The 15,149-nt window shown below is 25.8% G+C and carries 9 protein-coding genes; 1 reads left to right on the top strand and 8 read right to left on the bottom strand.

Translation table 11 applies throughout. The features are described 5' to 3' along the window. Nucleotides 1–258: 258 nt before the first annotated feature. Nucleotides 259–447 (top strand): hypothetical protein, encoded by a 189-nt coding sequence (locus M2325_RS03215; RefSeq protein WP_259050958.1) that lies wholly within the window; start codon nt 259–261, stop codon nt 445–447. Between the two features lie 45 nt (nt 448–492). On the opposite strand, the gene M2325_RS03210 is transcribed toward M2325_RS03215, so the two are convergent. The 8 genes from M2325_RS03210 to M2325_RS03175 form a co-directional block, all read right to left on the bottom strand. Further along, on the bottom strand, nt 493–960 hold the full coding sequence (locus M2325_RS03210) for a hypothetical protein (protein ID WP_259050956.1): 468 nt from the start codon (nt 958–960) through the stop codon (nt 493–495). Nucleotides 961–971: 11 nt separating this feature from the next. Then, nucleotides 972–2,798, bottom strand: a complete 1,827-nt coding sequence (locus tag M2325_RS03205; protein WP_259050946.1) for a hypothetical protein — start codon at nt 2,796–2,798, stop codon at nt 972–974. Then, nucleotides 2,785–3,330: a hypothetical protein gene (locus M2325_RS03200; RefSeq protein WP_259050937.1), complete on the bottom strand. Its 546-nt coding sequence runs from the start codon at nt 3,328–3,330 to the stop codon at nt 2,785–2,787. Before M2325_RS03200 ends, M2325_RS03205 begins: the two co-directional genes overlap by 14 nt. Nucleotides 3,331–3,488: 158 nt before the next feature. Further along, entirely contained in the window at nt 3,489–5,804 is a 2,316-nt protein-coding gene (locus M2325_RS03195) for a DEAD/DEAH box helicase (RefSeq protein WP_259050929.1), read from the bottom strand. Nucleotide 5,805: 1 nt separating this feature from the next. Then, the gene (locus M2325_RS03190) at nt 5,806–6,870 is read right to left on the bottom strand and encodes a ribonuclease H-like domain-containing protein (protein WP_259050914.1); all 1,065 of its coding nucleotides are present in this window, start codon (nt 6,868–6,870) and stop codon (nt 5,806–5,808) included. Between the two features lie 80 nt (nt 6,871–6,950). After that, on the bottom strand, nt 6,951–8,771 hold the full coding sequence (locus M2325_RS03185; RefSeq protein WP_259050906.1) for an ATP-binding protein: 1,821 nt from the start codon (nt 8,769–8,771) through the stop codon (nt 6,951–6,953). A gap of 10 nt (nt 8,772–8,781) precedes the next feature. Beyond that, the gene (locus M2325_RS03180; protein WP_259050898.1) at nt 8,782–9,843 is read right to left on the bottom strand and encodes a hypothetical protein; all 1,062 of its coding nucleotides are present in this window, start codon (nt 9,841–9,843) and stop codon (nt 8,782–8,784) included. Nucleotides 9,844–10,276: 433 nt separating this feature from the next. Further along, nucleotides 10,277–14,779 (bottom strand): sacsin N-terminal ATP-binding-like domain-containing protein, encoded by a 4,503-nt coding sequence (locus M2325_RS03175; protein WP_259050896.1) that lies wholly within the window; start codon nt 14,777–14,779, stop codon nt 10,277–10,279. Nucleotides 14,780–15,149 lie beyond the last annotated feature (370 nt).

The raw sequence follows: 15,149 nt of genomic DNA, 5'->3' as shown, positions 1-15,149 counted from the left end.
AACGATTCTGCAATTAATTTTGAAAATAATAATAGGGGCAGAACTTACATAAAATACGGTTCAGAAAACAACCAATTTCAATTTTTAGGTTATATTACCATCGCTTTAAAGGTTATTGAGTTTGGCGATGAAGTTTCTAAAAATACTATTAAAAAAATAACTGGCGATAAAACCTTAAAAAATACGCCTGGTTATCTTATAGGTCAACTCGCAATAAATGATGATTTTAGAACTTCAAAAGATATTATAACAGGAAGTATGCTTTTAGAGGACGCTCTTGATTTATTATACCGTTCTAAGGAAGTAGTTGGTGGAAAAGTTGTTCTTATAGAATGTAAAGAATATGAAAAGTTGATGAATTTTTATAAAAATAATGGATTTAAATATCTTCAAAAAGTTCAAACGGAAAATAATGGGGAACTTATTCAAATGTTTAAGTTATTTTAAATATATCGAATTTTTTGAAAATTTAGGTTGTTTAACTGATTAATATTATCTAATTATTTTATCATCTCCCCAAAAAGTTTCCTTTTTATATTTTTGTACGTTTTCACCTTTTTCTAATTCATATCCTGATTTATTTTTAGTATTTAAAACAACTTTTTCCATATTTTCAATGATTAGTTCTCCATTATCATTAGTTTTCTTAAAAAAAGAAATCCTACTTTTTAAAAAGCTAATGCCTCCACTAGTAATTTCCCAGCTTTTTATACCATTTATTTCTTTTAAAATCACTTTTTTTAATATCGAATATGCAGTTAATTTATCAAGTATTCCACCATTGTTCGGACCAAACTGATTTCTTTTAAAATCATTATGAATAATATCTTGATACCCTTCGTCATATAAATTACATTCCATCTCATAGCAAATTTTCATATATTTTTTATTACCTTCTATTTCATTACTATGATATAAAGGATATAACTCAAATAGGTCTTTATCAATTTTTTTAGACATACCATAACCCCCTATAATAACCCAGTCGGACTATTTACATCTATTTGAGTTTGTTTAAATTGTTTTTTTTCCTTTTCTATATTCAATATATTACTGCACTCCAAATCTGAACTTAAAATTATCATTTGAGTTCCAGCTTCAATTTCTTTTTTTAACCTATTCAATATATTGTTCTTCGTTTCTTCATTGACTTCTTTATCATTAAAAATACCTTCTGTTGGATCATCCAATATTATATATCCTAATTTTGTAAGATTATATTTTTTATCGAGGTCTAAAAGTGTTAGTACTAATGCAAGATTTAAGCATCTTCTTTCAGAATCGCCTAATATATTTCCGTCATAAAGATGATAAGTTATTGTTTTTTCATGTAGTTTTTGAACTAATTCGATTTTGTAATCCTTTATTCTAACACGTTTAGCTTTAATCCCCAAAAGTTCCTTATAATTATTATTAAGTAAATTTTCGAATTCTAAAACTGAATTAGTTACCAATTCAGAATTTTTGTCTTCCAAAGATTTTTTTAAGACCTTTAATTCTTTATTATACTTTTTTAAACTACTTTCATTTTTTTTAAATTCTTTTTTAGCATTTAAAATTTCTTCTTCAATTTCTTTTATTCTTTCACTTATTTTTTTAAATTCTTCACCATATGCTCCAATACTTTTTAAAAATTCCAAATCTGATCCATTATCATATTTTTCAAGTAAATTATCTATTATAGAATTTGTTTCTGCAGGCATTTTCATAGATTTTGAGAGTTTTTCCTTTTCTATTTCTATATTTTTATTTTCATTATATAATTTTTTAAGTTCTTTATTTATTAATTCTAATTTTTTTTGAGATTCTTCAGATTGTTGTTTAACGAACCTATAAAGCTCACCATTATAATCTTCAGAACCACAATATGGACATTTCTGTGGACTAAAATTTTTATTAACTGTCTTGGAATCCATATGTTCTCCGCAAACTGGACATTCTAAGATATATAATAATTTACTAACTATCTCTTTTTCAGAACCATCAAAATAGGAAGTCTGCCTTTTTTCGTTATTTAATTTGCGTAATTTCATATAGTTTGAACGATATTTTTGTGATAATTCATAATATTTTTTAGAATATTCCTTATTTTTTTTATAATTTTTAAATAATTCTTTAAATAATCCTTTTTCATGATATTCTAAAACTTTTTCAATTTTATTTTTCCTATCTATATGGTCACTTAAATTTTCAGACAAAGAATTCATATCTTCGGATTTTTTCGTTAATTCGTTATTTAATTTGTGTATGTTTTTATTGGTCGTGGATATGGAATCTTCCAATATTTTTATTTTTTCATAATTTTCAAAGGAATCTGTATAGTAAGGTATTATTCTTTTTAAGTTACTAGCATCCCAATTTCGCATTGTATAAGCACTATCCTGTAATAAAATTTTAGTTTTTGCCTCCAGTAAATCAAAATTGGGTATTTGAAGAATTTCGAATAATTTATTATTTACGTTGTTTTTATGGTCTATTTTTTCCTCAGTTTTAAAATTATTATTTTCGTCTAAGGACTTAATTTTTAAAGTATGTGCTTTTTTTGAATTTCGGTATATTTCAAGAATATAATTTTCATCATTTACTAAACTAATTTTAGTTTTTGCATATTCACAAGATCGAGTACTACATGATTCTCCAAATATAGCATAGTATATAGCATCAACAGTTGTTGATTTACCACTACTATGACCTCCTTCAATAAATAATCCATTTTCACCCATATTTCGATTCATACGGGTATATTCCAATGGTCCAAAATCTGCTATTTCTAAATCTTTTATTTTAAATCTTCCCATAATAAGCCCCCTTTAAAATACTTATCGTATTGTTATACGAATGTTTTATATCCAAATATGCAAGTATCCATAAAATAATAATTAAAAATCCCATTATTTTTAATTGCCAATTTAATATATTATGAAAATATTGAAACAATATGAAAATTATTATTGATGTTGTTAAATCACAAAATTTAGGATAACTACAGTTTCTTAAAGAATCATCTATTTCATTAACCTGAGTTAAGCAGTATTGTGAAAGATATGCATATATCCATTTTTCATCGTACTGTGATTTATTAAGGCCATATTTTTCAACTAATAACTTTTGATAATTATATAACGCATCTGAAGATTTCATATACAAAAAATATAATATTGGAGACCTATTGTCCATTAAAATTTTATAAGTTAGCAAAACCATTATAAAATATATCAAAAAATTATTATTTAATAATATATCTTTAGGAAGTTCCCCATATGTAGTCATATAACAAATTATGTAAGAAATTGAGGAATAAATGCCTAAATATTTTGTGAAACTATTCAATAATAATCACCAAAATTAAAAGTAATAGTTGTTTTATATTAATAATAAAATAATAAAATTGTATACTTATAATTATTAAACAATTTCTAATTAAGTCATATAAAAAGAGTTAAATATAATAAATTGGAATCAAAAATAAAAATTTATTGAAAATAAACTTATTCATTCATTTTATTAAATATTCCATTTATTTTTTCAAGAATTTCCTTTGAATATTTTTTATTTAAATTATTATTGCCTGAACCACAACTTGGGGAGTAAATACAAGATGGACAACCTGAAACATTATCACATTTACAATCCCTAACTAATTCATATGCTGTTTTAGCTATTTTTTCAGGTATTTTAAATGCTTTTTCAGCTAACCCAATACCGCCCTCAAAACCATCATATATAAAGAATTGGCATTCCTCAAGACTTTCATTAGCTATTGAGCATCCTCCAATATCTTTGGTGTCACATAAGATATGTATTGGAAATATATTAATCATGGCATGTTCCACCCCATGAAGTCCTTCAATTATTTCTACTAATGGGAAACTACTCAACTCTCTAAAAAATTCTGGTTTAAAACTATACCATATTGCAGTAGTTTGGAAACTCAAAGGGGGAAGATCTAATGGTTTCATATTTATTTTTGTACCGTATTTTAATGTTTCATACATATAATAACTTTTTATTACATTTACTTCCCCGTAATGTACTGAAAAACAACCATAATCTTTTTTAGCCAATTCTTCAACAATATCCACGGATATGCTCGCACTTGCTTTTGTATAATAATCTACGTTTGTTTTAATAGCATTTGCTTCTTTGGTATTTAAATTCAATTTTCTTATATAATACTGTTCTGAATTACTTATATATATTGCACCAGTATGTGCTTCTCCAAAAGCACGCTCTTTATCCAAAGATTCAATATATTTTCCATTTTCATCTATTATCATAAAATCATTTGAAAAGATAGAATTTAAACTAACTATTTCTGAAGCACTTACTGTATTTTTATAAACCCAGCCCTTAGCTGTTTTTTGCAAAAGCTCTGCTTCAGATAAATATTCGATAAATTCATCCAAACCTTCCATGAAATATTTGTTTATTTCTTCAGTTTTTAAAGGTATTTCTGATGCCGCACATAAAATATGACCCATAATAATATAAGGATTTTCTAAATTAATTACTGCATTCTCTGTGGATTTATTAAATAAAATTTCTGGATGGGTAACCACATATTGGTCTAATGGATATTCATTTGCAATTAATGTTATTGAAGAGTCATTCCCCGCTCTCCCCGCTCTTCCTGCTTGTTGCCAAAATGACATTAAAGTTCCTGGATATCCGCACATTATTACTGAATCTAAAGAACCGACATCTATTCCAACTTCCAATGCATTTGTAGAAATTACAGCTTTTAAATCACCTGTTTTAAACGCATTTTCTATTTCCTTACGTTTTTGAACGGCTATACCGGCTCGATAAACAGATATTTTATTTTTATCTTCAATAGTTTTCAAAGATTCTTTTACCCAGAGAGTATAAAGTTCTGCCATTTTTCGAGATTTTACAAAACCAATGGTTTTTAAATCGTTGTAGAAGTGTTTTTTAAATAAACTTATTATTGCAGAGCTATAAGAATCATCTTGAATATCTTCATTAAGGATATTGTATAGTATAAAGAATCGTCTATTTTTTCGAGAGCCATCGCTATCTATAATCGTAAATTCTTCACCGATTAAATTTTTAGAAAATTCTTTTGAATTTGCCAAAGTAGCTGAAGCTAATATATACAATGGGTTAGAATTGTAATATTCGTAAATTCTTTTCATTCTTCTTATCAAATAGGCTACATTAGATCCAAAAATACCCCTATAACTGTGGGCTTCATCAATTACAATATATTTTAAATTTTTCCAAAAGTTTTTCCATTTAGAATGATATTGGAGTATTTGATGTAATTCGTAGGGGTTTGTTAATACGATTCGGCTATTTTCTCGAATATTTTTCCTAGCCCATTGTGGCGTATCTCCATCATATACTCCCGGATTAATACCTAAGTTTAAATCTCTATCCATTTTTTTTAGATTATGAATTTGGTCATTGGTTAAAGCTTTTGTGGGGTAAATATATAATGCAGTCGCATCTTTATCATTTATTAAAGTTTCAAATACTGGCAAATTAAATGCTAAAGTTTTACCTGAGGCCGTACTTGTGGTTAGCAATACATTATTAGAATTTCGTATGTTTTCCAATACCTGACTTTGGTGAGTGTATAATTTAAGTTTATTATCTTCAAGATATTCATGAAGAGTTTCGGGTAGATTTAAATCTTTTTCATAATATTCAGGCATTTCTGAAGGAATTTTTTTTATAGTAGATATATTATTAGAATGATTGATTGATTTTGACTCTTTTACATCGGATTGATTTTGACTGTTTAAACTCATTATAAACTCTGTAATTTTACTAATTTCCACATTACCACTCGTTCCAAAGTAAATTAAGTATTTTAGCAGATGTTACTACATCTATTTTATTGTGGGTTATAACTGGTACAATTGGACCAATATTCTTTGATTCATCATATGTTTTGTAAAAATCGGGTACCAAATAACTTGGTACGTCATCTTTTCTATACTCGTTTAACAGTTCTTTTTCAACCGTTTGTAACTTACAATTTTCAAGTTTATTACCCCATGCTCTTTTTGAAAAATAGCGCAAGTCATAATGCATTTGTATAGGTTCGGGTCTTTTTAATTCATAATAATTTAATCTATCCCTAGTTCGGGGTACATCAAAAGTTTTTCCATTAAAGGTAACTAAAATGTTTTTTTGGTTAATTTCTTGTACTGTTCGGTACAGAGAAGCAGCTTCTTCCGAAATGTTCCGTGCAAAAAATTGTTTTGTATGTATTTCGTCTTCTGTAATATATGACATTCCAAAAAGAAATATTGGGACGTTACTTAATCCCATGGTTTCAATATCATATACAATAAAATCATCTAATTCATGAAATTTTGAAGCTCTTAGTATATTGGGGCTTGATTTAGAATAATTATTGGGCAGATTGTTTAAAAATCCAAATATTCCTTCTTTTTCGATACAAGTTACTAGCTTTTTTGCGCCATGACCAAATTTTTCATGATTTTGTAAATCATATAGTGTATCATAACCTTGATTTTTTAATTTAAATTCCGTAGCTTCAGCAATTCCTTTAATTACAGTAAAATCAGATAATATTGTCCTTTTTGCATTTTCAACATCTTGTTTTTTTATTTTGCATTTAAAACTATCTTCAATACAGTACGTAGTACCTTCTTTTGACTTAACTTCTTGACCATCAAAAACCTCGCCTAATTCCTTTCCCCCATATTTTTTAAGTAAATCTGATTTTAATTTCATTGCTTGCGTATATTCCGCATCTCCTGAAAATTCATAATCAGAAAAATTATCTTTTGAATTTAAAGAACTTTCTTCGGATTTTTTCTTTATATTTTCTGCAAATCCCGAAATATTTTTTTTGACGTTTGGATTTAACTTCATAATCCCCCTCAATAAGATAAAATACATTAAGATACTAAATAATTTTAAATAAATCGTATAAAAAAAATTATTAAATTAAGTTATTTTTTTATATTTTGAATAATGTTTTCAAATAATACGTCAACCCAATCTTTTTTCCACTCTTGGATATATTTTATATCCATCGATTGAGGGGCTTCACTACACGGTTCGATCATAACAATAGATGGGAGTACAGCAGCATCACCAATTAGCAAAGCTTCGCCTGATTTAAGTATTGGTAAAGTTGAAGTTATTGAAGTTAGGATATCAGGTAATAAATTTTTAACATAACTTTGATCGCTGGGATTAGTTAATCGCATACAGATATAATTATTACATTGCGAAAATACTGTTTCATCAATTTCTGAAGGTCTTTGGCTAACTAATGCCAAGGTCACTCCATACTTCCGCCCTTCTTTTGCAATTCTTTCTATTGCATTTTTGCAAGAATTATATAATGCACTAGAATTTTTCGGGATATATTTATGCGCTTCTTCGTAAACTAATAATAATGGAGTATTATAATGTTCAATTTCGTTGGCATCAGCATCTGATAATTTTTTACAGTGGTATCTATAATCAAAAGCTAACCGGGATATTATTGAAACTGTTATGGATAATACCTCAAAAGGAACTCCACTTAAGTCGATTACTGTAATATTTGATTTATTATCTGGATTATATCCTAAAAAATCTTTAAATAATTCAACCAAGTTTTCAGTTTGTAATACTTTTCCATTTTTTGTTGAGGATAATATAAAATCTAATCTTTTATCCTTTACTTTAATATCTAACCTAGATAAAAATTTTTCAAAATTCCTAAAATAAGGCCCTGTAACTGCTTTACTACCTTTGCTAGTGCTAGTTTCTACGAACTCAAATTCTTTTTCAAAATATCTCGAGTCATCCTCAATAAGGATATCCGAAGGATCGCATTGACCATTATCTTTTAATTTTGGCTTAAATTCACCATTTGCATGACTAATAACTTCACGATTTTTATTATATATATAATTTTTAACTTCAGACATACTAAAATAAACTGGTGTATCGTATGTGATAATATCTTTGAGTTCAGGATTATATTTTTTCTTGTTTTTTAATATTGCTCGCCTAAATTGTGCAATTTGATTATATGCATTTTCACTATTGTCTATAAATATCGATTCTAATTCATCAGAATTCATAAGCCAGTAAGGTAATGATATTTTGGAAATATCTAAATAATTACACTTTGGAAATGCAGAACGATATTCTGAATGTATATCAAATAATAAAATATGAGAATTGTTTAATTTTTTATTGCCTTTTTCTTTTAATTCAATGGCTTTTTGAAGTATTTTTGCAACAGTGTGGGACTTACCAGAACCTGTTGAGCCAACTACTGCAAAATGTTTATTAAAAAAGTCATTACCATTTACCGGTACGGTTATATCTTTACTTCTAGATAATTTCGAAAATGTAAATCTTTCATTTTCATCTATCGTATTATAAATATTTTGAACATCTTTATTATTCGCAGTGCTCACTTTTTTAGGCGGTATTGCAATATCACTTGTACCCCTACTAAAGATCCCTTCAGAATCTAGACAACCCAGTGGAAATGCTTCTATAATATATTCTTGACTTCCGAAAGGAACGGAACCTTCATTTTCGTTACCATATACTTCATCTAAACACTGGCTATTATCCAGATTATTTTTTATAACATAATTCTCAATTATTGCAATTATACAATAGTCATTATGGTCGTAGATTTTCAAATAAGAGCCTATTTTTAAAGATTTATTTGCTTCATTGGGACTTTTTAAATTTTTTATTTCAATTAATATTTTATTTGGATAAACTGCAATAACTTCTGCTTCTAATTCCCCATACACTTGTATCCCCTCATAATTTTAATATATTTAATATATCATTGTCAATTTCATCTACCAAAATGGGTATATTAATTATATGACAATTTGTTTTTACATCTAGTTGCTCATTTTTATAAAAATTATATATAGTATACTCTTTTGAATTATCTAATGAATATATAAAGTTTTCAATATTTTTCTCATCTATAATAATTATTTGATTTTCCAATAGTTTGTTACTATAATCCGTATTTTTTCTAGGGTTATATCGTTGGTAATACGTTATTTTATCAGTGATATTTTTAATACAAAATTCATCATTGTGGTATAAGTATCCATCATTTATCATATATTCAGTAATTAGTTCTTTTTTTACGGGTGAACATTCGCCCCCGTATAAACAAAATACAGGATATATATAAGTTATAGCGTTTGCTCGGTTAGTGTAATATTTCCTATGTATTTTGTTTATGGTATTTGCGATACTTGAAAAATTACGATTTTTTAGTTCTATTGCAAATATTCTACGAATAAGTGAACTTTCCATCCCTTTTTCCTTAAAATACTTATTATAAATTAATTTTTTATATTTTTCATTATCCGTATATTTTTTATATTCGTTGGTAAATATATATTTAAAAGAATCTTCTGTTAACGATATAATATCATTGTATGATAAATATCTATTTTCTTTGGAATTTTTAACAATAGTATCCATAATTTTATTAACTATCATACTATGTTTTAAAACTGCTTCTTCATGATTTCGTAGACTAAATGTTATTTTTAACTTATTAATTAAATTCATAAGTTCCGTTTCATAATCTTTGGTAAAAACTATTTCAAAATTTTCTAAGAAACTAGTCTTTAGGTCTTTTGGATAATCAGTCGATTCTTCACCTAAATATTTATTCAACTGCTCTAAAGATAATTTACCTCCCCGATATTTTTTTTCGTTTACTTCCCCAAAGTAACAGTAAATTTTATAGGTTCCTTTTTTCTTAGTATATTGAATAAACTGTTTTACAATAGGTTCTTTCAAGGTACTTGGTGTGTAATTTGTCTTTTCTTTATGTTTTACTTGTATGTACATATCTCCATATTCTAGATCTTCACCATATTCAAAATATATTTTTTCAGTGGGATTTTGCTGGTTATCTAAAATTTTGGAAATTGTTGTGTTATATTGATATATAAAACCTTTTATTGCATAATATCCGCCATCTTCAGTAATATTATCACGCCCTTAAATACTAAATAAATTAATATATTATAGTTGAGTTAAAATATATAAATTTAGTTAATAAATTATCGTTTAAAAATAATAAAATAGAAATAAAATATTGATAAAAAAATTAAAAAAAACATTCTACATTTTCTTCAATATAAATATTTAAGTTTTTACATATATTATCCGTCGTAGGAACTTAGCTTAGGTTTTGTTTATATTAGCATATAACGTTTCTTTAATTCTATAATCTATTAAAAAATAAAAAAAGAATGGTTAATTATAAGATATATATTTATTAAAATTTAATATTCACAGGATTTGCTATTAATTTTCCTTCTCGCCATAATTTATAAGGATTTTGAACCCATTTTGCTACTGCATTATTTTTTGTAGCGTTTAAAACTAATCCTATAATATAATCATCACCATATATTTTTGCATAATCCCACTGTTTTTTTGAGATATCAAACCAATCATTGGTGGTTGTAGTAGATTTTATTTCGAAATAATATGTTTTTCCATTAACAATTACATCAAAATCTCGACCTTCACCCACATCTGAACCGCTATTTAACCACCTTACTTTAGCATACTCTTGGTCATTTTTATATATAATATATTCTCCATCCGATTTTTTATCGATAGTTCCATCGGTATTTTTCAAAGTATCCAATAATATCCTTAAATAATAATGTTCGCTCCAATAACCTATTGCATCTAAATACTTTTTATCGACTTTTATATTTTTTTCTCCAGTTTCAATTATATTTTCTTTTGTATTTTTAATGGAACTAGGTTTTTTAGATTTAGTTTTAGATGAAATTTCGTCAACGTGCGCAGGGATGTATTCTTCATACCTTAAGGGTACTGAATATACGTCTTCAAATTCTTCAATATTTAAATTATTTTTTTTAGAAGATTTGTTATTTGACGTGGTGGAGTTTAGACGAATTGATTCTTTTGTAGATTTTGAGTTTTCTTCACACGTGTCGGTATCAATATTTTTAGTTTTTGAAGTATGAGTTTTAGTAATTTTTGGTTTGTCTGAAGCTTTAAATTGTGTGCTATTTATAATTTTTTCAGGATTCTGACTATTTTCAACTTTATTTATGGATGAGATTGGTTCGATGACTGAATTAGGTAATACTTCTGAAATATTTGATTCAGGAGTAGTCATATTTGATATAATATGGTCTAATTCGTATAATTTATCCGCAGGTAGTTTTTTCACACCACTTTTTAATGCATAATTTTCCGTTTCCGTTTCTGATTTTAAAAACATATAATTAACAAAACTTTCTAGTCCAATCTTTTCTTGAATTTTTTTACATAGTAAATTGTTTATTTCTTCATAATTTTGTGATAGAATGGTATTTTTATCCAATATTATTTCAAAATTATTCGAAACATATATATTGGGATAATCGATGTAATTTTCATTTTCTAAAGCGTAGTTTACTTTTAGATTTTCAGATGTATTTACTGAGATATTTAAAATTTTCTGCAAAATATTATCTGCAAGTAGTTTATCGTAGTATTCCGTTTTTTTCCAATAACAATATCTACAAACGTATTCTGATAATATTTGATATTTTTTAGAATATTCATCATGAATATCATACTTACAACAAATTTGTTCCAGAACATTTTCAGATAATTTATTGAAAGATACATTTTCTAAAAATTTTGATATATTTTTATCTTTTGGATATTTTAAAAAATTAAATTTTTCACTGTCAAATTTTTTTTGTAGGTTGAAATTATCGCCATAATATATTTCAGAAATCTTTTTAAATTTTCCGTTTTCACATAGTAATTTAATATTTTCAAGATATTTATTTAAATCCGTCTCATTTATCAATTTATTTGTTATTTGAGTATTTAATTCTTCATAACATTTGAATATCATATTTTCATTTTCTGAAGTGGGTTTTAATTTAGATACTTCTTTTAATTTATTGATAATTATAGTAGCTTCGACTCTTTGATTTATTTTTAATATATTAACAAATAAATTTTTCAACTTAGGATATTCTTTAGAAATTCCGATGCAATCTTCAAATAAATAACTACAATCTTCCCAGTACAATTCATTCATTGAATAAAATTTATTTTTAGAATGTAAATATACTTTAAAATTTTCTTTTAGTTCTTTAATTAATTCGTCATCCGCTTTTATTTCAAAAAGTTTTTGTAGTGAACTTAGATACTTACGATATTTATCAGTATTTGTATCTTTTCTGTCATTTAATGAATATAGTATATTAAGCAGTGATTTACTGGTTATTTCACTATTAATCCCAAGGAATTCTGCAAAGTCTTTTGATATATCTTTGATATATTTAACGTCATTACCTAGTGTTTTTTTTAGCCCCTCATCCTTATCCGTATAAATATTCTGGGCATATTCTAATTCACTGTTAATATTTATCCATTTTGAATTCAATAATTTAGAATACCAATCTGAAATACATTTCTTTTCATTCCATTTTCTATAAAAAAATTTATGAGTGTATTTACTACGATCCATATAATAATCTTGATTTTCTTCCAATATTTTGAATAAAATTTTTGATTTTTCTATATTTATATTATCCAATATTGCAATAATGTCTGGGGAAGATAATTTCGTATATTTTCTAAAATTATTTTTATCACGTGTTTTATGGGCTATTTCCTCTTCTTTTTTAACTAAAGGTATGGAATTTGAGAACGCTTGAAAGAAATCTAGTAACTCTACATCTTTTAATGTATTTTTATTTATGATTTTACTAATTTGATTTTTATATTTTGCTTTTTGACGATTTTTTTTAGTATTTCCTTCTACATCTTTTAATTTTTTATGCAAATCCTTAAATTTTAATACATTATTTATATTATTTTTTTTCATATATTTTTTAGATAAGAATGGTACTTTTATACCTTCAAATAATTTTTCTAAATCATAATATTGGCCATAATCTGGATTATTATAATAATTTGATAAATAAGTATTTCCTATTACACAATATTGATTATCTTCGGTTATTACAAGTAAATTCCATTTAATTTCCTCAAACAATTCTTCATCCATATTATTAAGGTTATCTGTAATGTAAGCTATGTAAGATTTAGATAAAGATTCATTTATAACTGGGTTTTCACCCAAGTTTTCATAATACTTTAAGATATGAGATTTAACAATGTTTTCAGGTTTTGGCTCGATTAAGCCATAATTTTTTAAAAATGTGGTTACTTCTTTATTATTTCCAATATCTTTTTTAATAATTCTTAATTTATTTTCAAAACTATAACCTTTAGATTCAGATAATGGAAAGTATATATTATCTTTATTACAGTTAGATAACGTGTTATTTTCTAATGGTATTAATGGTAATTTTTTAATTAAATCAAGAGGTAACTTAGAATCTTCTAAATATTTATATAAATTTACAAACCATTCATTTCCTTTTCTAAGAATATTGTCTTTTTTTTCATTATTAAGATAATCAAATAATTTATAATCATCAAATAAATCTAATCCAAGTTCTGAACTCACTTCTTTTAGTAATTTTGGTTGAACTGAGGAATTTAAATATTCTAACTTAAAATGATGCATCAACTCTTCGTTGGTTAATATTTCCCTTATTTCATCTTTATTTTTTGTACGTTTAACCTCCGAAGGTTTTTTCCAGTTTTCATCCTCCGTATATATACAATTTATTTTTTGCATTTGTTTATATATTGCCGTTACAACGGGCTTAAAAAAATTATCTGTGATTTCTTGTTTTATTGGCAAATATTTATAAAATAATTTTAAATCAGGATCCTCTTTAAAATTTTCAATATTTTTTACAAAAATTTCTGATAAATTATCTCTTAAATGTATATTCCATTTTACTGTTTTTGGGATGTCATCCCTACTTGCGTTTAATATAAAATCCGCATTTATTATAAATTTAAACCCATAGTCTTTGATAGGTAAATAGTTATAAAATTTCTGAGTTTCTAATTTATTTATTAATGGTAGGGCCATAGATATTTTAGTTTGATGATTATCCCTTCCATCGTTAATATCTTCAGGAACGTTGATTATTTCTTCAAATAATTTCCATTTGGTTTCTTTTTCATTTTCATATATTTTAAGAGTGTTATTAACTCCTTTAATTTTTTTATATACTTTTTTATGCCCATATATTTCATTGTAAATTTCTATACTTTCTAGTTTTTTTAAATATATTAATATGGATGATTCAATCATATCCATATATTTTTTAATTTCATTATACCTATTCACGGAAAATGGTAATACCATAGTTGTTATGGATGTGTCCTGAACATAATCTGGTATTTTATTAATTTTATGAGGATATAATAAAGATTTTGGCTCTTCTTTATTATAATCAAATTTAAATGCTTTATTATTCGAATAGATTTCGGGTGAGTTAGATATTGCAAATACTGATTTAAAACCCACTCCTTTTTCACCAATATAATCTCCAGATTTTTTTGTACTACCCCCAATATTACATAATGCTTTTACATTTTCGTCTAAAAATCCTACTTCGTTATTTTCAATTATTAGTTTATCATTATATAACTTAAAACGTAAAAATGGTTTTGAATCCGTTGGGTAAGTATTATCATCAGCATTTTGAATCAATTCATATATAAATTGAGTTTCTTCAGAAAATATAGTTTTTACTATTTTACTAACATTATCCATAAAATTAGCATATGTATTTTCTTCATGAGAATTAATGTTTTTAAAATCTTCCCGTATTTTGTCTATAATTTCATTATTAATCTTGAACTCCATAATTTCCCTCGTATTATATACTAATATGTAATAACATATCTACGATACCTAATAACTTAATAAAATTGACATATAATAGTTATAATATATATTTACTATGATATAAAAATAGTCCTACGTACTCACAATATTAAGGACTAACAAAATATCGTTTTAAAAAAAGTTTCCTCACAGGTTGCAGGACCACGATATAAGCAACGGTTTTAGTCCTGCGGATTAAATTAAGACGTATCTCGATGGATTATTGAGTTAGGATATTGAAATTTGGTAAAAATACCCCATTTAGCAATCTAACTAAAAATAAGTTGCTTGACAGCTTTCCGGACTGCTAATCCCGTTGAGCTCTGCTCAACCCGCGTTCAAATCGCGG

The organism is Methanococcus voltae PS (genome assembly GCF_024807035.1).
GTDB lineage: Archaea > AGJL01 > Methanococci > Methanococcales > Methanococcaceae > Methanococcus > Methanococcus voltae.
This window is presented reverse-complemented; position numbering and strand designations above follow the sequence as displayed.